The organism is Arsukibacterium tuosuense (assembly GCF_900215315.1).
GTDB classification, from domain to species: domain Bacteria; phylum Pseudomonadota; class Gammaproteobacteria; order Enterobacterales; family Alteromonadaceae; genus Alishewanella; species Alishewanella tuosuense.
In genome coordinates, this window is the sequence record NZ_OBEB01000001.1 from 760,304 (window position 1) to 778,778 (window position 18,475).

Annotated in this window: 15 protein-coding genes; 5 read left to right on the forward strand and 10 right to left on the reverse strand. The window is 50.4% G+C overall.

Translation table 11 applies throughout. The features are described from left to right. Positions 1 to 3 precede the first annotated feature (3 nt). A complete protein-coding gene (locus CRO03_RS03535) occupies positions 4 to 1,251 on the reverse strand; it encodes an FIST signal transduction protein (protein WP_097110153.1) in 1,248 nt (415 codons plus the stop codon). A 175-nt stretch (positions 1,252 to 1,426) separates the two neighbouring features. Here CRO03_RS03535 and pbp4b point away from each other — a divergent pair, with 175 nt between their 5' ends. After that, a complete protein-coding gene (pbp4b, locus tag CRO03_RS03540) occupies positions 1,427 to 3,061 on the forward strand; it encodes a penicillin binding protein PBP4B (RefSeq protein ID WP_212682322.1) in 1,635 nt (544 codons plus the stop codon). Positions 3,062 to 3,080: 19 nt separating this feature from the next. On the opposite strand, the gene CRO03_RS03545 is transcribed toward pbp4b, so the two are convergent. Continuing rightward, positions 3,081 to 4,862, reverse strand: coding sequence for an ABC transporter transmembrane domain-containing protein (locus CRO03_RS03545; RefSeq protein ID WP_097110154.1), 1,782 nt, complete (start codon positions 4,860 to 4,862; stop codon positions 3,081 to 3,083). A 216-nt stretch (positions 4,863 to 5,078) separates the two neighbouring features. Here CRO03_RS03545 and CRO03_RS03550 point away from each other — a divergent pair, with 216 nt between their 5' ends. Together CRO03_RS03550 and CRO03_RS03555 are read left to right on the forward strand one after the other, a co-directional pair. Then, positions 5,079 to 6,782, forward strand: coding sequence for a methyl-accepting chemotaxis protein (locus tag CRO03_RS03550; RefSeq protein WP_097110155.1), 1,704 nt, complete (start codon positions 5,079 to 5,081; stop codon positions 6,780 to 6,782). A 148-nt stretch (positions 6,783 to 6,930) separates the two neighbouring features. After that, entirely contained in the window at positions 6,931 to 7,683 is a 753-nt protein-coding gene (locus CRO03_RS03555) for a class I SAM-dependent DNA methyltransferase (protein ID WP_097110156.1), read from the forward strand. Between the two features lie 74 nt (positions 7,684 to 7,757). Here CRO03_RS03555 and CRO03_RS03560 read toward each other — a convergent pair whose 3' ends face one another. Together CRO03_RS03560 and CRO03_RS03565 are read right to left on the reverse strand one after the other, a co-directional pair. After that, positions 7,758 to 8,165: a type 2 periplasmic-binding domain-containing protein gene (locus CRO03_RS03560; RefSeq protein ID WP_097110157.1), complete on the reverse strand. Its 408-nt coding sequence runs from the start codon at positions 8,163 to 8,165 to the stop codon at positions 7,758 to 7,760. A 24-nt stretch (positions 8,166 to 8,189) separates the two neighbouring features. Further along, positions 8,190 to 9,329 (reverse strand): TonB-dependent receptor, encoded by a 1,140-nt coding sequence (locus CRO03_RS03565; RefSeq protein ID WP_097110158.1) that lies wholly within the window; start codon positions 9,327 to 9,329, stop codon positions 8,190 to 8,192. Between the two features lie 371 nt (positions 9,330 to 9,700). Here CRO03_RS03565 and CRO03_RS03570 point away from each other — a divergent pair, with 371 nt between their 5' ends. Beyond that, entirely contained in the window at positions 9,701 to 10,537 is an 837-nt protein-coding gene (locus tag CRO03_RS03570; protein WP_097110418.1) for an SMP-30/gluconolactonase/LRE family protein, read from the forward strand. A gap of 33 nt (positions 10,538 to 10,570) precedes the next feature. Here the strand turns inward: CRO03_RS03570 and CRO03_RS03575 are convergent, their stop codons facing one another. The 4 genes from CRO03_RS03575 to CRO03_RS03590 form a co-directional block, all read right to left on the reverse strand. Further along, on the reverse strand, positions 10,571 to 11,068 hold the full coding sequence (locus CRO03_RS03575) for a phosphoglycerate mutase family protein (RefSeq protein WP_097110159.1): 498 nt from the start codon (positions 11,066 to 11,068) through the stop codon (positions 10,571 to 10,573). Further along, positions 11,055 to 11,609, reverse strand: coding sequence for a GNAT family N-acetyltransferase (locus CRO03_RS03580; RefSeq protein ID WP_097110160.1), 555 nt, complete (start codon positions 11,607 to 11,609; stop codon positions 11,055 to 11,057). Before CRO03_RS03580 ends, CRO03_RS03575 begins: the two co-directional genes overlap by 14 nt. A 112-nt stretch (positions 11,610 to 11,721) precedes the next feature. Continuing rightward, on the reverse strand, positions 11,722 to 13,092 hold the full coding sequence (locus CRO03_RS03585; protein ID WP_097110161.1) for a ribonuclease J: 1,371 nt from the start codon (positions 13,090 to 13,092) through the stop codon (positions 11,722 to 11,724). Positions 13,093 to 13,231: 139 nt separating this feature from the next. Next, positions 13,232 to 13,660: a potassium channel family protein gene (locus CRO03_RS03590; RefSeq protein ID WP_097110162.1), complete on the reverse strand. Its 429-nt coding sequence runs from the start codon at positions 13,658 to 13,660 to the stop codon at positions 13,232 to 13,234. A gap of 311 nt (positions 13,661 to 13,971) precedes the next feature. On the opposite strand from CRO03_RS03590, the gene katG reads away from it, so the two are divergent. Beyond that, entirely contained in the window at positions 13,972 to 16,236 is a 2,265-nt protein-coding gene (katG, locus tag CRO03_RS03595) for a catalase/peroxidase HPI (RefSeq protein WP_097110163.1), read from the forward strand. 100 nt (positions 16,237 to 16,336) lie between these two features. On the opposite strand, the gene CRO03_RS03600 is transcribed toward katG, so the two are convergent. Together CRO03_RS03600 and CRO03_RS03605 are read right to left on the reverse strand one after the other, a co-directional pair. Continuing rightward, entirely contained in the window at positions 16,337 to 17,620 is a 1,284-nt protein-coding gene (locus CRO03_RS03600; RefSeq protein ID WP_097110164.1) for an NADPH cytochrome P450 oxidoreductase family protein, read from the reverse strand. Next, the gene (locus CRO03_RS03605; RefSeq protein WP_097110165.1) at positions 17,620 to 18,444 is read right to left on the reverse strand and encodes a DUF4198 domain-containing protein; all 825 of its coding nucleotides are present in this window, start codon (positions 18,442 to 18,444) and stop codon (positions 17,620 to 17,622) included. Before CRO03_RS03605 ends, CRO03_RS03600 begins: the two co-directional genes overlap by 1 nt. Between the last annotated feature and the right edge of the window lie 31 nt (positions 18,445 to 18,475).

Sequence of the window (18,475 nt, forward strand, 5' to 3'; positions counted from 1 at the left end):
GCGTTATCTGGCTAAGATAACCAGCACCCCACTCCAGTCTAAGCCCCGGCTTTTGCCAGCCTGGGGCGCAATCTCTACCCCACAGTAGAACCCCAGTAGTGGAATTCTGGCTTCATTCAGCAGGCTTTGCACTTCTCTGGCATCTTCCTGACCTGCTGTTGCCGGAACAGGTTCATTTGCAGAAACCGGGGCAGGCTGAGCAATACGGCCGGCACAATCCATATAAAGCGCTAACAACGGCTGCCTGCCATCCTGCTTTATTTGCTGTAGCAACGCCTCAGTACTGGTTCTGGCAGACGCCCGGCTTAATGCAGGACTGCGGCGCATCAGCTGAATTTGCATCCCCTCATGCATATCGGGTTCGAATAAAATAATGCCCTCTTCGTTGGGCAAAACACCGCTAATCAGCCGGTTACTGAATGCGTTGCCATCGCTGACATCTGCATCAGCCGCTGGGATCCCGAGGCAAAGCCGGCTGACCGGTGAATGACGTCGCCAGTTGCTACTGCCAAACGCCTGATCGATAACCTCGACCGCGGGTTTGCCATCCAGCGTATATAAAAACTGGCCAAAAATGCCGGTAATAGTATAGCGCTGGCTGCTTAGCGGCTGGCAACCATGCATAACTCCAATGTAAGAGCTTAAATTACCACCAAACACCAGGGCGCTGGCACTTTGCTGAGCAATAGCTTTACCACAGAATTGCTGGGTGTGGCCAAAGCCCTGATCGCCAAGCAACCCGGCTCCGGCAATAGGCAGTGCGGCGGCCAAGTTCAGCTCTAACCCCCTGAGCAGTGGTGCAGACGGGTTCATTACCGGCGCAACGTTTTCTGAACCGGAAAATTTAATTGAATCATAAAGCAGTAATAATAAACAGGCATCGGTCATAGTTGGCAGTGCCTGTGCTAACTGCTCGCCGGCGTTAAACGGGCTGTTGAACAAGCCGGTAGCTACTGCCATCTGGCAATAGTTATCCTGAAATTTTAACACGGCAACAGCCGCAGGGTACCCCTGATAAGACAAATGCAAATTGGTAATTACGCCAATAGCAGAGCCGCCGAAAATATTAACATCCTGACCCAGTACAGCACGCAAGCCACGATAGAACGCCTGATGGTCCAGCGCACCGCTGCAAAAGGCCAACACTAAATCCGCCTCAGCAAATGCTGCTTGCGTTAACGCGCTCTGTGCAGCCTGCTTTCCAGCGATAAATGCATCTTCACAATTGCTGTATCCTAATCCAACTTCCATAATCCCTCATACTGCTGGTAAATGCTTCTCCCTTTCCGGTAACGAATGTTACACCTTATTAACCATTACCGAAATAAGTTAAATAACAAGATTTCGGGTTTTAAGACTAACTTGGTATAGTGAATCTATTCTGAACAGATAACAGCTATCTGGCGAATGTAGTGAAGGTAATCAGATGCGGTTAATTATCATGCTCCTGCTGCTGGTACTTAGCGGCTGCGCCATGGCACCGGATGGAATTAACCATCCGCTGGCGCAACCGCTGACTGGCGCCGAGCAACTGGCCCTGGCAGAACAAGCCGGTCAACACTTTGTGCATTGGCCGGAACAGCGCAGTAGCCGTAAGGGAGTGAATAACCGGCGCCTGTTTAGCAGCTGGCAAGGTCAGGGCATGTTGTTAGTTGATCTTAAACACACTGAAACGGCAACAATAGCCATTAACGGCCAGAGGCTGCGGTTAACGCGACCTGAGCATGGTCAGCCCTTTAAAATTGATATTTCGCCCTATACCCGGAGTGGTGGCAACCATCTGCAATTAATTTCGTTGCAACCGGCTACGGCTCAACTCACTATTGCCGTGCCCTACCCCGAACTTAACAACCAACCAGTGGCGACAGCGGCAAACTCCCAACGCTTCAGTAAAATTGACCAGTTAATTACCGAAGAAGTTGCTGCAGGTTTTCCCGGTGCTGTACTGCTGATTGTAAAAGATGGCCAGATCATTAAAGAAACCGCTTATGGCTACGCCCTGCGTTATCAGGCAGACGGCACAGCATCGCCTGAGCCGGAACCCCTGAAGACTACAACATTGTTTGATATTGCCTCCAACACTAAAATGTATGCCACGACCTATGCGGTGATGCAGCTGGTCAGTAGCGGCATGCTGGATATAAACCGGCCACTGACTGACTACCTGCCGGAATATCTGGGTGATGGTCGTGAACAACGTCTGGTCAGCGATTTGCTGAACCACACCAGTGGTTATGCACCTGAAGTACACTTTCACCGGCCCGACAACCGCAATGGCCCACTGTTTTACTCACTTAATAAGGCATACACCGATCAATTGCTGCTGGGGCAAGTACCATTTAGCAGCGACCGCGCCAAAACCGCACGCTACAGCGACGTGAACTTTATGCTGCTGGGACTGTTGATTGAAAGATTAACCACCATGCCGTTGGACCGTTACCTGGAACAGCAATTTTACCGGCCGCTGGGGTTAAATAACGTGTTATTTAACCCTTTGCAAAAGGGCGTAGGGCCAGTCAGAATCGCCGCCACTGAGCTTGATGGTAACAGCCGCGGCGGCCGGGTAAATTTTCCAGCCAACCGGCAAGGTGTGTTGCGGGGACAGGTGCACGATGAAAAAGCCTTTCATGCACTGCAGGGTGTGGCCGGCCACGCCGGATTATTCGCCAGTGCCCGCGATCTGGCCGTACTTATGAGTGTTGTAGCGCAACAAGGCGGTTATGGCTGGCAGCGGTTTTTCAGCCCGGCAGTAGTGCAACAGTTTACCCGGCCATCAGGCTATGATCATCGCTTTGGTCTGGGCTGGCGCACGGCTGCAGGCGGCGATTTAAGCTGGCATTTTGGCGCTTATGCCAGTGACTATGCTTACGGCCACACCGGCTGGACCGGCACCGCCACCCTGATTGACCCGGCCCATAATTTAATGGTGGTGCTACTGACTAACAAAAAGCACAGCCCCATTACCGACAGTGGCACAAGCTATGAATTTGCGGGCGATAGTTTTGAAACCGGCCGCTATGGCACCATTATGACGCTGATATACGAGGCACTGCTGCAATAATAGTTAGTCAGAATAATAATTAATCAGCACTGTCGGCCTTTAAAAACTGTAACGCCGCCAGTTGCTGATACAACGGGCAGCTGTGCATCAGCTCGCTATGTTTACCCGACGCAATCAGCTTACCTTTATCCAGTACCAGAATACGGTCGGCATGCAACACCGTGCTGAGACGGTGGGCAATAATCAACGTAGTTTTACCCTGCATCAGATGCTCCAGTGCTTGTTTTACATAGTGCTCGCTGGCCGCATCCAGTGCACTGGTGGCTTCATCCAGCAATAATACTGGCCGGTCAGCCAGAAGAGCCCGTGCTATGGCAATACGTTGCTTTTGGCCCCCCGACAACCTAACGCCACGCTCGCCCAACTGGCTTTGATACCCCCCGGCTAGCTGCTGAATAAACTCATCCGCTTCGGCGGCTTTACAGGCTGCTATCACCTGTTGCTCGCTGGCATCGGGCCGGCCATAACGAACATTTTCCAGTACACTGCTGGCAAAAATAACCGCATCCTGCGGTACCAGCGCAAATTGCGCCCGCAGTTCAGCAGGGTCGAGCGTACTGATATCGATACCGTCGAGTAAAATCCTGCCTATCGGTAAATTGTAAAAACGCTGCAATAACTGAAATAACGTCGTTTTACCGGCACCACTCGGCCCCACCAACGCCACCCGCTCCCCCGCGTTGATATGCAGTTTAAGCTGCTGCAATACTGTGCTGTCCGGTACCTGCGGATAGTAAAAACTCACGTCGTCAAACAGTAAGCTGCCGGCCACCGGTTTCGTTAACTGCGCCGCAGCAACCGGGGCTGTTATCTCTACCGGCATGTTGGATAATTCAATAAGCCGCTCAGTCGCGCCCGCTGCCCGCTGAATTTCACCAATGACTTCACTAATGGTAGCAACCGCCCCTGCGACCACCACAGCATAAAATAAAAAAGCGGTCAGCTCGCCAGCGCTTATCCGCCCTGCCAGTACATCCAGTGCCCCTGCCCAGCCGACCAGGGTTACCGCGCTGATACTCAGGAGCATTACCAAACCAATTAACAGCGCCCGATAAAAGATCCGCTGCTTTGCCGCGGCCATGACCTGCTCAATTTTGTCAGCAAACAATTGCTGATCGAGGCTTTCATGACCATAAGCCTGCACCGTGTGAATTTCATGCAGGCTTTCATCCACATGGGCGCCAATGTCGGCCAGCCGGTCCTGGCTGGCCCGGGCCATCCGCCGTACTTTTCGCCCCAATACAAAAATGGGCACCAACACCAGCGGCACGGCAATTGACACTAATGCCGTCATTTTCAAACTGGTAAAAGCCATCATCAGCAAACCGCCGATAGCGGTAACGAAGGATCGCAACGCCATCGAAAAGCTGGAACCCACCACCGTTTGCAGTACTGTGGTGTCGGCGGTAAAGCGGGAAATCACCTCACCAGTGCGGGTTTCACTGTAAAAGGCCGGCGATAGCTTCAGCATATGCTGGTAAACATGATTGCGAATATCGGCACTGACCCGCTCACCGAGCCAGGTCATCAGATAAAACCGGCTGAACACCGCTGTGGCACTGACACAGGTGATCACCAAAATCAGCAGAATAATCGAATTCAGCCGGCCGGCATTCCCACCAACAAAGCCTTCGTCAACCAACAGCCTTACGCCCTGCCCCAACGCCAGCCAGGCCAGCGCACCAATCAGCAAAAACAGCATCGCTGCCGCTACCCGCCAGCGGTAGGGTACTAAAAAATCAGCCAGCCACGGCAGTACCGCCTGCGCGAAATTAACAGAGTGTTTGGGAGAACTATTCATATCACCTCAAATCGACAGCGGATAAGCTGCACAGATAAGTCATTACGCTTAACATCAACTAAAGGCTCATCATAGCAAGCTCTTCTGCCGGTTAGCGAAAGATTATCGGCTATGTGGCAACTTCAACCAAAGTTGCTATGCTCAATTTTGATAAACCGGGTTAAACAAATGAAATATCGGTAAAACTAATGATAATAATAGCCTTAGAGGTGTGATATGAGCTTCTGGAATACCGTTGGTGGACGTCTACTCAGCATGCCTTTGTTGGCGTTAGTTGGTTTTCTGGTGCTGGCTGCAGTAGCACTCAACGCACTTAATAACAGTCTGATTGAAGGTCGTGAAGACCGGGTGGTCGCGGTCATTGACAGTGGCATGAGCCTGATCAGACATTACCAGGCGCTGGAGCAAAGCGGTGCCATCAGCACAGAGCAGGCACAGCAACAGGCCATGGCGGCTATCAGGGCTATCCGTTATGACGGTACCGAGTATATCTGGATTAACGACACCGGCAGGCCGATCCCGACCATGGTGATGCACCCTACGGTGCCCAGCCTGGATGGTACTGTGCTGGACCGGCCCAATTTTAACTATGCCACCTTAATGCGCAACCGCGATGGCAGTGAACAACAGCCGTTGGATAATGCTAATTTATTTGTCAGCTTCGTTGATGTGATAGGCCGTTACGGCGACGGCTTTGTCGAATATCAGTGGACCAAACCATTAGCGGGCGGCGGGGTTACCGAAGAGCGGTATACCAAATTGTCTTATGTGGCTAAAGATGACAAGTGGGGCTGGGTCCTCGGCTCTGGTATTTATATTGATGATGTAAAAGCTGCCTTCTGGGGCATAGCGGCACAGGTTGGAGTATTGGTTTTTATTGTTATCGCCCTGACCGTGGGTATCTCGTTGTATATCCGGCGTTGGTTACTACGGGCGTTGGGTGGTGAAGTTGCCAGCACCAAACAGCTGGTGCAGCAGGTAGCTGCAGGTGATTTCTCAGTTAACCTGGCACTGCGTCCGGGAGATAACGACAGTTTACTGGCAGCACTGAGTGGCTTAATTAACCAATTGCGGCAGATTATTGGCCAGCAATCGGCGATGGCAGAGCAACTGGCCGCACAATCGCAAACGCTGGACGAAACCAGCCAGCAAACACAGCACATTTTACAAAGTGTAATGGACCAGACCGCGCAGGTAGCAACGGCAGTACACCAGATGACTGCAACCTGTGAAGATATGGCCCGCAGTGCGACCACTGCCGCCAAAGCTGCCAGAGATGCAGATGACGAAGCCCGCAACGGCGTCACCGCGGTGGAACAAACCATTACCGCTATTGATGCCCTGAAATTAAAGCTGGAACAAGTGGCAGACGTTATCGGCCAGCTATCAAAACGGGGCGAAGAAGTGGGCGCAGTAACCGACGTTATTGGCGCGATTGCCGAACAAACAAATCTGTTAGCGCTGAACGCCGCTATTGAGGCAGCCCGCGCCGGAGAAATGGGTCGTGGTTTTGCTGTGGTTGCTGATGAAGTCCGTACGCTGGCCAGCCGCTCCCAGGCGTCCACCCAGGATATTAACCAGCGAATTCAGGGGATCCAGCAAGACTCTGCCAATGCGGTTGATTCTATGGCGCAAAGTAAAACCGAAACTGAGCAAACAATAGCGTGCTCGCAACAAGCCAGTGCTGCCCTAAAACGGATAAATACAGCAGTTTCCAGCATTACCGATGTGAATGACCAATTGGCCAGTGCTACTGAAGAGTTGGCAGCCGTTTCCGGTACTATTAATCAGAATATGGAAAATATCGCTGATGCAGTACAAAGCACGACTGAAAAATCTGCTGAGTTATCGGTATCAAGCCAGCAACTGCGGCAGATGGCGACCGATATGAAGAAATCGCTCAGTAGTTTTACATTGTAGCCGCTGGCTGATAGCAAATCAGACTGATGGCGAGGATCATTCTGTTTTTTTGCGACTATTGCGCCCCTGGCCGCGTAATCACGCTACGCAAACCCGCTGAATTGCTATATCATGCGCCACCAAAATTCCGCGCCAGTAGTATGCCGCTATGCTATCGACTAATGCTCTGTACACTGATTTATCAGGCTACTATGATCTGATGTGCCGTGATATCAACTATCTGGCGCAAAGTAGCAGTGTACACCGCCTAAACAAAATGCTTGGTAACGGCAATAACCATCATCTTGATTTAGCTTGTGGCACCGGACCACATATCAGGCATTTTATCGACTTTGGCTACCAATGCAGCGGCCTGGATTTGAATCAGCCGATGCTTGAACTGGCTCGGGCGCGTTGTCCTGACGCCAGCTTTATGTTGCAAGACATGTGTCAGTTTACGTTAGACAACCCAGTTGATTTGATTACCTGTTTTTTATATTCAATTCATTACAGTGCCAGCATTAATGCGTTAAAACAATGCATTGCCAGCGTATACCAGGCGCTGGTACCGGGTGGGCTGTTTGTATTTAATGCGGTGGATAAGGACACAATCTGTAATCTGTCTGCCGTACGCCACAGTACCCGGTTCGACAATAGCCAGTTTGTATTTGAATCAGGCTGGCACTATAGCGGCAGTGGCGAGCAACAGGCATTAAAGTTAAGTATTGCCAGAACCAGCGTTGAAGGTACCCAGCTCTGGCAGGATCAGCATATTATGGTTGCTATCAGCTTTGCAGAATTACAAGCACTACTTTGCCCATACTTTGACGTGCACATTCTGGCGCACGATTACGATAGAATAACTCTATGGGACAACGCAGCAGGCAACGCGCTGTTCGCTTGTATAAAGCGCGGCGTCTGACGACATCATCACAGCGTACAATATGTCTGGTGATAATGATGTGTCAGCGCCTATCGTCCCTATTTATGCGTTACTTACTCAATCTTCAGTAGCACTTTTACCCCGGATACATCGGTGCTGCTACTGACATAACCCAGTAAATTAGGGTTGCTGCTAACCAACTTAACCATTTCTGCTTCGCTATCGACCTCTTTTGGAGGCGTGCCTTTGCCGGTAAATACCAACTTGGACCAATAGGCTTTAATCTGACTGGATGACCTTCCCAGCGCCTTTTCGTCAAAACGGGTCCTTACCGTATTGGCATCACTGAGATTCAATGGTAATGCTGACTCACCATCTGCAAAACTACTGCTCTTCCCGGTATAAAGTCGTTGTAACTCTTCAACGCTAACACTGTTGCTATTAGATGGATGGCCGATAATGATAATGTCAGCATGTGCTGAGCCCATTAACACCATGCAAAATAGAATGACTGCTTTCATAAATTTTCTCCGCCAGGTGCTATGTTAAAAAATGAAATCATATGAAATGGCAGCAACAGTGCTATCGCCAACAAAATTATACAGTGACTTGTCTTTAATCCGGTTAAGCTGAGTTTTGATCGAACTACTGCTGTTTATATCGTAACGCAGCGTGAACGACGTATCAGTAAAACGCTCAGGTTCATACAATTCAAGATCGTTCGATTTATCCCAGAACCTGGACCAGCTGACAAATGGCGTCCATTTGCCGTATCGGTAGCCGACACCCAGCATAGAGGCTGGAGAGCGAATAACTAAGCCATCGGCTTTGTCTTCACGTTTGTTCAGGTTCATCTCTGACAATATAAACCAATCACCAAAATCAGCGTTTAACGATAACCCCAGGACGGTTTGATCGGTGGGCGGGCTATAAAAAGCATTGCTGTCTGGTCGCTCCGTGGTACTGTTTTCTGACGTCATGTAGATAAGCCTGGCAGTAAACCAGTCGCGGTTCAGTTCTATATCCATACCGCGGATCTTGTCCCATTTACTGTCTTGCGGCACGGTATCGTACAAAGCGTTATAAGGCGCATCATCAACAGTTTCACTACCGGCATAAAGGTTTGCGGTTACACTCCAGTTAGTAAAGTTGTCGGTGTAGCGCAGGTTAGCCCCGTTGTAATTGCTTGCTTCCCAGCCATAAAGTGCTTGCGGTGGTCTTAGCCAGATATAAGCAAAGCCAACATCCTGAAACTCTGAATAGTAATATAAGGGGATGCGCTTGCGACCAGCCTGAATAGTAAACTTGTCTGTCAGATCATATGACAGATAAGCCCATTCCAGACTAAATTCACTGTCTACCGCACGTGCCATAACCTGTGTTACCAGCGAGAGCCTGTCAGTAAAATTGATATTTAGTTGTGCCCCTAGCCTGGTTTCTTCCTGAATACTCCAGCCATCATTTCTCTCGTATATCCCTCCGTTATTGTAATCGGTAATAAAGCATGGACACTTGTAACTGACAAAATTGGGATCAGTGACATTACCGGATAACACTTTACCCGCTGCTATCGTACCAAAGCCGTTAAAGCTATAACTCACTTCTGCATGCAGGGGTGTTACGACTGCCACACTAAACGCCGTTAAACTAAAACCTAAGAATTTGATTTTGCTGCTTCTCTTCATGTTGGCCTCTTAAGATATCGAAGTGGACACATTACTAAAGCTAGCCGCAAAGTATTTAATTGCAATATGGTTTCCCAATATAAATTCAGATACTGTAAAACCACATTTTATTACATATCATATTAGCTATTTTATTAACAATAAGTCTTTTAAGTTCATCTTTGTATCTTTATTAAATACAAACAAGGTGCCCTTTATGACATCATTAACGTCATGGGCTTGTGCAAATTGGCGGATGTTATTAGTCAGTCGAATATTCAGTACACTGCAAATGTACGATAATCTTTTATAGATAATCGCAATCTGCTTGTCAGCACGTTATGCTGGCCGTTGATAACATTTTCAAGATAAACCCAGCGGAGTTAGCAGCAATGAACAAATATCTGGCCCTGTTATTTAGTATCACCCTGCCTCTGAGCGCAGCCCCTAAGCTGGAACTACTGTGGCAAACTGACGGGTTCAGGGTGCCGGAATCAGTACTGGTGCATCAGCAGCAGGATGATAACTTCCTGTTTGTGTCTGAAATTGATGGCGCCGGCAATGCGGCTGATGGCGAAGGTGGTATAGCACTGCTAAATACCGACGGTACTCTGCGCCAGCATAACTGGCTACGCGGCTTAAATGCCCCCAAGGGTTTGGCGCAGTTTGATGGCAAACTGTATGTCGCTGATTTAACCGAACTGGTCATTATTGATATTGCCAGCGCCAAAGTAACAGCAAAAATACCGGCTCCGGATGCGGTGTTTCTGAATGATGTAACAGTAGATGACGACGGCGTAGTGTATATTTCTGACACGCGGAAAAACTATATCTATAAATACGCTGACGGGGAGATCAGTATCTGGCTGCAGAATATCGTTGCCGCGAATGGTTTAAAAAGTACCGGTAGCGATCTCTATATCGCTGCCGCCGATTTGCTGCTAAAAGCTGACAAAAGTGGTGAAATAGCACAATTTACTAAAGGTTTCGCCGAACGGGCCGATGGTTTAGAACCGGTTGGCAATGGTGATTTTATTGTCAGCTGCTGGGCCGGCATTATTTATTATGTGTATGCCGATGGCAACATGACTGAGCTGCTGGATACCCGAACCCAAAAACTGAATACCGCTGATATTGGCTGGGATCCACAAAGCCGCACGCTTTACGTGCCCACCTTTGCTGGCAATACTGTTGCCGCTTACCGGCTAAGCGGGCCGGGTGCCGATTGACCCTGCTACTTAAATACCTGCTCTGGTGGCAATTTATTTACCGCAGGCAAAGGGTTGCTGGCGCAGCGTAACACTGGCCTGCTCGCCCAGTTGCACCTGATACAATAAGCCGTATTGTTGTTCCGTTAACGGTGCCATCTCAATGCCGCTTAACAGCGTTACCAGTTCTGGTACAGTGTTGCTATGGCCAACGATCAACACCGGCTGGGTGTAAGCCGCTAATTGCCGTTGCAACTTGGCGGGCTTCCCCGGATCGTAGCTGACTACCGGCAGTTGTTTGCTATTGGCGACCGCCGCAGCGGTTTGTTGGGTGCGCTGATAAGGCGTGGCGAATACCGCCTGCAGCGGAATGTCGCTAAAATACTGCGCCAGTGCGGCAGCCCTGGCCTGACCGCACTCTGAAAGCGCCGGGTCTTTGCTACCATCCTGCTTTTCAGCATGGCGCACCAGATAAATAGTATTGGCACTTACCTGCAACGCCAGGCCGCAGCTTACTGCGCCAACCCAGGGTAAAAATTTAGCTATTTTCATTAGTATTCTTCCTGTATAGCACCGCATCAACCTCGCCCAATGCATCCTGGTGCAAATAGCGTTTAATAAACTGCATACCTAATTTACGCATTACCCCAATGGAGCCGGCATTGTCCGGCATGGCAACAGCCGATAAATAATTAACAGCAGGATTACGCGCCACCACAGTTGCAGCCACTGCCGCCGCCGCTTCGCTGGCATAACCCTGGCCCCAGTAAGGCCGCATAAAACGCCAGCCAATTTCCAGCTCGTCGTTGCTTGGTGTGTTGGTATTAAACCCCATAGGCCTGATAAGCACCCAACCCAGATAAGCATTGTCTTCAAGCCGGCGTACCTGCCAGATCCCAAAGCCCCGCTCAGGGCTACGATACTGTGCCATGCGTGGCAGAAATATTTCGGTAATTTGCTGCATAGAGGTGCGTTTACCACCATTCAGATAACGCATTACCTCTTCGTCCTGATCGACTTTAAATAACAGCCCGGCATCCTGCTCCGTTAACAGAGTAAAGCACAGCCGCGGGCTGGGGGGTATGGCAAACATGCTGGTAAATCCCGTACTCAAAATAGTATTTCAACCTAACCGTTATTGGTTACATTGAAATAAAGTAACCAAAAGTAGTTACCATCACAATTTTAAATTTCAGACTGATTGGCTAATGCTCTACCGCAATCCGGCCAGCGGTTACCGCCTGTGGCCAAACCCGTGGCTGGGGTGCCAGCACAAATAAGTCACCATTCTGGCCGGTAAATTGCTGCGGTACGCCCGCGGCACGGGCTACGCCGGCATTGGCCTGAATATGTGCGGCTTCGCCATGCACCGGCACAGCTATGGCCGGTTGGACATAGCGGTAGAGTAAGTCCAGCTCGCCCTGATTCGGATGGCCCGACACATGAATAAGCTCGGCACTGTCGGCACTTTGCAGGGTACGTACTTTCAGCATGTTTAACTGCGCTATCAAGCGGCTGACCAACATTTCATTTCCAGGGATCAGAATAGCGCTGAACAGCACCAGATCATTCTCTTCAAGCAGTAAGTGTGGATGCCGATGCTGAGCCAGCCGGCTAAGTGCGGCCCGCGACTCGCCCTGACTGCCAGTGGCCACAACCAGTACTTCGTTAGCCGGCAAATAGCCAACATGCGAAGGCTCAATCAACGGAATATCATCCGGCCAGTAGCCGCAAGCGCGGGCTGCACCAACCATATTCTCCATCGCCCTGCCAAACAGGGCTAAATAGCGGCCGGTGCGCCTGGCAATATGGCCCAGGCTAATCAGCCGGCCGATATTACTGCTAAAGCCGCTTACCACCACCCGCTGTTTCTCTGCACTAATCACCTGATACAAGCCCTGATAGCAAGCCGTTTCAGACTCAGAAAAACCCGGTTTTAAAGCGTTGGTCGAATCACACACCATAGCGGTAATATCCTGACCCGCCAGCCGCTTAAATACCTGGGGCTTAAAAGGCCGGCCGGTCATCGGCGCCTTGTCTATCTTCCAGTCGGCAGTATGAAATACCTTGCCTGCAGCCGTACTGATTAACAGCGCCTGCGGCTCAGGTATCGAATGGGTGATATTCAGCCAGTTAATTGAAAAAGGCCCGATATTGCAGGTGCCACCGGGTGGAATTTCAATAATTGGCATATCCTGCGATAAGCCACTGTTGGCGATTTTACGGCGCAAAATTTCTGCAGCAAAAGGTGTGCAATACACCGGGCAGCCAAAACGTGGCCATAAAAAGGGTAAAGCACCAATATGGTCTTCATGGGCGTGGGTAATAATAATCCCAGCCAGCAGCTCTTTGCGCTTAGCAATAAATGTCGGATCGGCAGCCTGCACTTCCGCAGTAATCGGGCTGGCTGTCGGCTGCAGTGGGTTATAAAAGGTTACGCCGCAATCAACCATTAACCAGCGGCTGTCATGGCCGTACAGGTTAAGGTTCATACCAATTTCGCCACAGCCGCCCAGCGGTAAAAACCATAAATCATTCGGGCCTGGCAATAAGTCTGCAGGTAAGCGGACAGTCAAAACAGCATCCTTTATCTGGAAAAGATAAGCATTGTACGCAGTGAACAGCCGTTTAGTACACCAGACTCTGGTATATATCTGACGCAGCTGTATCGGCGAACGGTGTCGATTAAGCCGGTAGACTGCCGGTATTGAATAACTACTTACGACTGCTCCAGTCCCGTTGCATCTCAAAAAACAAAAACGACGCGGTCCAGGTAATTAGCACTAAGCCGGTCAGTGATTCAATACCGGTTAAAAACCGTAGTTCGCCCAGGGGGGCAATATCGCCAAAACCAACAGTGCTGTATACCGTAAAAGAGAAATAGACGCAGTCCATCAGGCTGCCATCAAAATTACCACTGAGCTCGCCCCAGCCATCAGCGTTGTGCATTAAGTAATACGCCATAGCAAACACCCAAATCTCCAGCGAATGGGCAATCAGAGCGCCAAAAACCCCCACTACAATCCGGTAACGGTGTTTAATATTCAGCTTTGGAATATTTACAGTAAGCCGGTATAAAAACTCGTAGTGAATGGTAACCACAATCGCGACAATCACACTGTTTAACAACCACACTGAGATCATAATCCTGTCCTCTGATAGTGCATTGAACAACATAACGACTAATGCCAGATACCATACACCACTGTGGCCAGTCGACCCAGCATAAATCGACTTTATAGATTAGAACAATCTGTTTAATTCACATAAAACTATCAGCAGCTTACTATACTATCTACACGGTAATACCTCTAAGCAGATGATATTGAGCCATTTCAGCTTGGATAATACCGGTTGCCTGCTGGTTCTGCCCAGAGCCATTGGGCAATGTCTTTTATCGGTACCAAAACGCAACTGTGTATAACGACAAAACGTTAATTTATAGGAAGCGAACAATGAAAAAACTACAATTTACTAAAACGCTCCTGGCAGGCATGATGAGCATGCTGCTGGCATCAGGTGCTGCTTTTGCCAACGAGCCACAAAAACCTGAAATGGCCAAACCGCAAGGTGCTGTTGCCACAGGGGCAGCCAAAGGCACGGCCGCCAGAAATAATCAGTTTTGGTGGCCAAATCAACTTGATTTAACGCCACTGCGTGATCACGATGCCCGTTCTAACCCCTATGGTGCTAACTTCAGTTACGCTGATGCCTTTAGCAAACTCGACCTGGCTAAAGTGAAACAAGATATCGATGCGTTGCTTACCGAGTCCCAAGACTGGTGGCCAGCCGACTTTGGCAATTATGGTCCGTTTTTTATCCGGATGACCTGGCACAGTGCCGGGACCTACCGCACGCTGGATGGCCGCGGCGGGGCCGGCGGTGGCCAGCAACGCTTTGAGCCACTAAACAGCTGGCCGGATAACGCAAGTCTGGATAAAGCGCGGCGTTTACTCTGGCCGGTAAAACAAAAATATGGTGAGGCACTGTCGTGGTCAGATTTAATAGTACTTGCTGGTAATGTGGCGCTGGAGAACATGGGTTTTCAAACTTATGGTTTTGCCGGTGGCCGGGCGGATGACTGGGAACCCGACATGGTGTACTGGGGACCAGAAGTTGAAATGCTGGCCAGTGATCGGGAAGATAAAGACGGTAAATTGCAACGGCCATTAGGCGCCACCCATATGGGCCTGATCTACGTTAACCCGGAAGGGCCAAGAGGTGTACCAGACCCACTGGGTTCAGCAAAAAATATCCGGGTAGCCTTCGAACGTATGGCAATGAACGATGAAGAAACCCTGGCATTAATTGCCGGCGGCCATACTTTTGGCAAAATGCATGGTGCACACAAACCAGCAGATTGCGTGGGTGCCGAACCCGCGGCAGCAGGCATTGAAGAGCAAGGCTTTGGCTGGAAAAACAAATGCGGTAAAGGCCATTCGGAAGATACCGTCACCAGCGGCCTGGAAGGCGCCTGGACCCAGGCTCCAACCCGCTGGACTTCGCTGTATTTAAGCAATCTGCTTAACTTCGAATGGAAACAGACCCGTAGCCCGGCTGGTGCAATTCAGTGGATACCAACTGATGAGTCGCTGCATACAGCGGTAGCGGATGCGCATGTCGAGGGTAAGTTTAACCCACCGGTGATGACCACTGCCGACTTAGCGCTGAAGTTTGATCCGGAATATCGCAAGATCGCCGAGCGCTTCTTAGCTGATCCGGAAGAATACCGCCTGGCATTTGCCAAAGCCTGGTACAAACTAACCCACCGTGACATGGGTCCGCCACGTAATTTCTTAGGTAAAGAAGTACCTCAAGAAGTGTTGATCTGGCAAGACCCGATAGATCAGAAAACCGAGTCCACTATTAACGAGCGGGATGTTAAAGCGTTAAAAGCTAAAATTTTAGACACGGACTTGACCGTACCAGAACTGGTACGCGTAGCCTGGGGCTCTGCTGCCAGCTACCGTAACAGCGATATGCGTGGTGGAGCCAACGGTGCCCGCCTTGCGTTAACGCCACAAAAGGATTGGGCGGTAAATAACCCGGCTGAGACCGCTAAGGTACTCGATACCCTGCAAGGTATTCAGACTGAATTTAACAAAAGCAGAAGAAAAGTATCACTGGCTGATTTAATTGTGCTGGGTGGTGCGGCTGCCATTGAAAAAGCGGCCAAAGACGCCGGTTATAACATTACCGTGCCATTTAAACCAGGTCGTGGTGATGCTACGCAGGAAATGACTGACGTTAATGCTTTCAGCTTGCTGGAGCTGACCGCTGACGGTTTCAGAAACTACTTTGACGCCGATGCCAGCTATAAATCACCAACAGAAATGCTGGTTGATAAAGCTGATCAACTGGATTTAAGCGTACCGGAAATGACGGTATTGGTCGGTGGTCTGCGCTCACTTGATGCAAACTATCAGGGGGCTAAGCATGGTGTATTTACCGATAAACCCGGTACCTTAAATAACGACTTCTTCGTTAACCTGCTGGATATGTCTACCGTATGGAAAAAGTCTGATACTGACGGTATCTACGAAGGTTTTGATCGCAAGTCGGGAAATAAAAAGTGGTCAGCAACGTCAGTAGATTTAATCTTTGGTTCAAACTCTGAGTTACGTGCCGTAGCCGAGGTATATGCCTTTGACACGTCGAAACAGAAGTTTGTCGACGACTTTGTTAAAGCCTGGACTAAGGTAATGAACCTGGATCGTTAAGTGTTAAGTGTTAAGTGTTAAGTGTTAAGTGTTGAACTTACTCACATATCTAAAGAAAGGGCCTGCGGGCCCTTTCTTCCAGCAAAAGTTGGAGCCGAAACTAATATAAATCGCGGTGGTAGCGGCCCTGGGCAACGAATTGCTGATACTCTTCAGGCCCCAGAGCTGTCCGGAGCATAGTATCGACAGCTGTGCCCATGCCTTCATAGCGTCCACAAACATATACGCGGCCACTGACACCAATAAAACCCTTAATTTCATCTATTTTATTCCGCATCACATCCTGGACATATGCCGGCTTTTCGCTGTCACGCGAAAATGCCCAATCAAACATAGTTATTACGCCGCGTTGCTGCCACAGCGCAAGCTCGCTATGCAATCTCTGATTGGGATCTGCGTCGCGCTCACCATAAATAAGCCACACTGGCCCTGGCCCGGCCTGTTGCGCCCGTTCAGCCAGATGGCCCCGAATGCCGGCCAGGCCACTGCCGGCAGCAATTAACAATAGCGGTGCCTGATGCTCATTAATATAACAAGACGGATTGGCCACAACCTGTAAATTTACCTGCTGCCCTATCTCAGCCGTCAACGTCAGCCAGCCGGAGCAAAGCCCCAGCTCACCATGCTCGGTAACCTGCTGACGCACCACCAGCTGCAGCTCATTGTCAGCCGGCACTGACGCTACCGAATATCGACGCACGGTGGCCTGCTCGTTGTTGTCCGGTTTAATAGCAACAAGATCACCGGCCCGCCAGCAGGGTAGCGGCTCGCTGCAGGTAAAGCGCAGCTGAAACAAACCGGGTTGCGATTCGGTATTTAAGCGGGTGCGTGCTGCCAGCTGCCAGCTTTGCCAGGGGTTGTCGGTTAGTTGTGCAGCCTGTTGCTGATCCCGGGTCTGCAGCGGCAAACTTGCCTTGGCCCCTAGCCGGGCCAGCAGCTGGTACAAATCGGCACCAAACTGACAAAACTTCGGGTAACGACTGTCACCGAGCGCCAGCACATCATAGGCAAGTGAGCTGAACAGTTGGCCGTTGCTACTGTGGCCGCTGGCTGCAGTCAGTGCCTGTAATTCGCGGTAGAAACGCCGGCCATTATCAGGCGGTTCGCCATCACCATAAGTACTGACCACAAACACCGCTTTCTGCACCTGCGACAACTGCTTTGGCACAAGTTCCGATAACGGCATAACACTGGCCTGCGCCGGCCCGCCCAGGGCCAATTGCTGCTGCAAGGCAAGCGCCCGGGCAGAGCCGGTCTGGCTGGCATAAGCCACCAGCACTGGCTGCAGGGCGGCCACAGCGGTACGGGGTTGGCGGTGGCGCCAGACAACGCTTAGCGTCCAGACCAACCAGCTCAGACAAAGCACAACGGCTAACGTAATCATTACAGCGGCAATACCTCAAAAGTCGCTGAGTAGCCACCGCTTCGAATGGTCGCCGGTGCAGCCGCTTTCTGATCACTGTAGCTGGCTTCCAGAAAATACATACCGGCCTGCGGCCAGGTAATGTTGATTTCGCCGCGGGCGTTGGCAACAGACTTGATCAGATCCTGACTGTTACGATATCGCATGCCACCGGGAACCACTTCCACTTCAGCCCCCGCCGCCGGCTCACCATCAATTAACAGCTTAAAGGTTGCCGTTTCGGTTGCATACAGGTCGTTTGGATGGGTCAGCGGTATCAGCTCTAACCCCTGCATAACCGGTTGCAATGCATCTGTTGTTGGTGCACCTACGGTGACAAAGGTTTCAACCCTGCGCCAGCTGCGTGACACCTTCAGATCCGTTGCATCGGCTGGCACAGCAGCAGCGAATTCAGATTCATCAGCCTGCTGCCCCCGCCCCGGCCACATTTTCCGGTTACCTTCTTTATCCCGCCAGAACGCGCGTAAGCCACCATTGGCCCGGGCGATTCTGTAAGTCCCCTGCTGTGCAAGCTCTACGTCAAATACACTGCGATAACGCCCTTTTGCCGCGTTTATCATCTGCACCGGTTCACCATCCGGGCCGGTTACTGTAATACCATCCAGCGGCATCGCCACATGATCTGGGTGAAACAACGTATTAGAAATTGCCGCATCAATCGTTACCACGGCATCATCACCGGACAGGACAGTCGCACTTGGCTCCAGCCAGGCACGATGTGCATTCGCTGAAGTTGCAACCACTAGCGCCGCAATGGCAGTTAACAGCATGAATTGTAAACGCATTATTTTTATCCTCAGTTTGCTGATCTAACAA

Bases quoted from the DNA above. Each gene is read 5' to 3' on its own strand.
- CRO03_RS03590 (WP_097110162.1), bottom strand. From the start codon at position 13,660: ATGATCTCAGTGTGGTTGTTAAACAGTGTGATTGTCGCGATTGTGGTT.
- CRO03_RS03565 (WP_097110158.1), bottom strand. From the start codon at position 9,329: ATGAAGAGAAGCAGCAAAATCAAATTCTTAGGTTTTAGTTTAACGGCG.
- CRO03_RS03605 (WP_097110165.1), bottom strand. From the start codon at position 18,444: ATGCGTTTACAATTCATGCTGTTAACTGCCATTGCGGCGCTAGTGGTT.
- CRO03_RS03535 (WP_097110153.1), bottom strand. From the start codon at position 1,251: ATGGAAGTTGGATTAGGATACAGCAATTGTGAAGATGCATTTATCGCT.
- CRO03_RS03560 (WP_097110157.1), bottom strand. From the start codon at position 8,165: ATGAAAGCAGTCATTCTATTTTGCATGGTGTTAATGGGCTCAGCACAT.
- CRO03_RS03575 (WP_097110159.1), bottom strand. From the start codon at position 11,068: ATGAAAATAGCTAAATTTTTACCCTGGGTTGGCGCAGTAAGCTGCGGC.
- CRO03_RS03570 (WP_097110418.1), top strand. From the start codon at position 9,701: ATGAACAAATATCTGGCCCTGTTATTTAGTATCACCCTGCCTCTGAGC.
- pbp4b (WP_212682322.1), top strand. From the start codon at position 1,427: ATGCGGTTAATTATCATGCTCCTGCTGCTGGTACTTAGCGGCTGCGCC.
- CRO03_RS03580 (WP_097110160.1), bottom strand. From the start codon at position 11,609: ATGTTTGCCATACCCCCCAGCCCGCGGCTGTGCTTTACTCTGTTAACG.
- CRO03_RS03550 (WP_097110155.1), top strand. From the start codon at position 5,079: ATGAGCTTCTGGAATACCGTTGGTGGACGTCTACTCAGCATGCCTTTG.
- katG (WP_097110163.1), top strand. From the start codon at position 13,972: ATGAAAAAACTACAATTTACTAAAACGCTCCTGGCAGGCATGATGAGC.
- CRO03_RS03545 (WP_097110154.1), bottom strand. From the start codon at position 4,862: ATGAATAGTTCTCCCAAACACTCTGTTAATTTCGCGCAGGCGGTACTG.
- CRO03_RS03600 (WP_097110164.1), bottom strand. From the start codon at position 17,620: ATGATTACGTTAGCCGTTGTGCTTTGTCTGAGCTGGTTGGTCTGGACG.
- CRO03_RS03555 (WP_097110156.1), top strand. From the start codon at position 6,931: ATGCTATCGACTAATGCTCTGTACACTGATTTATCAGGCTACTATGAT.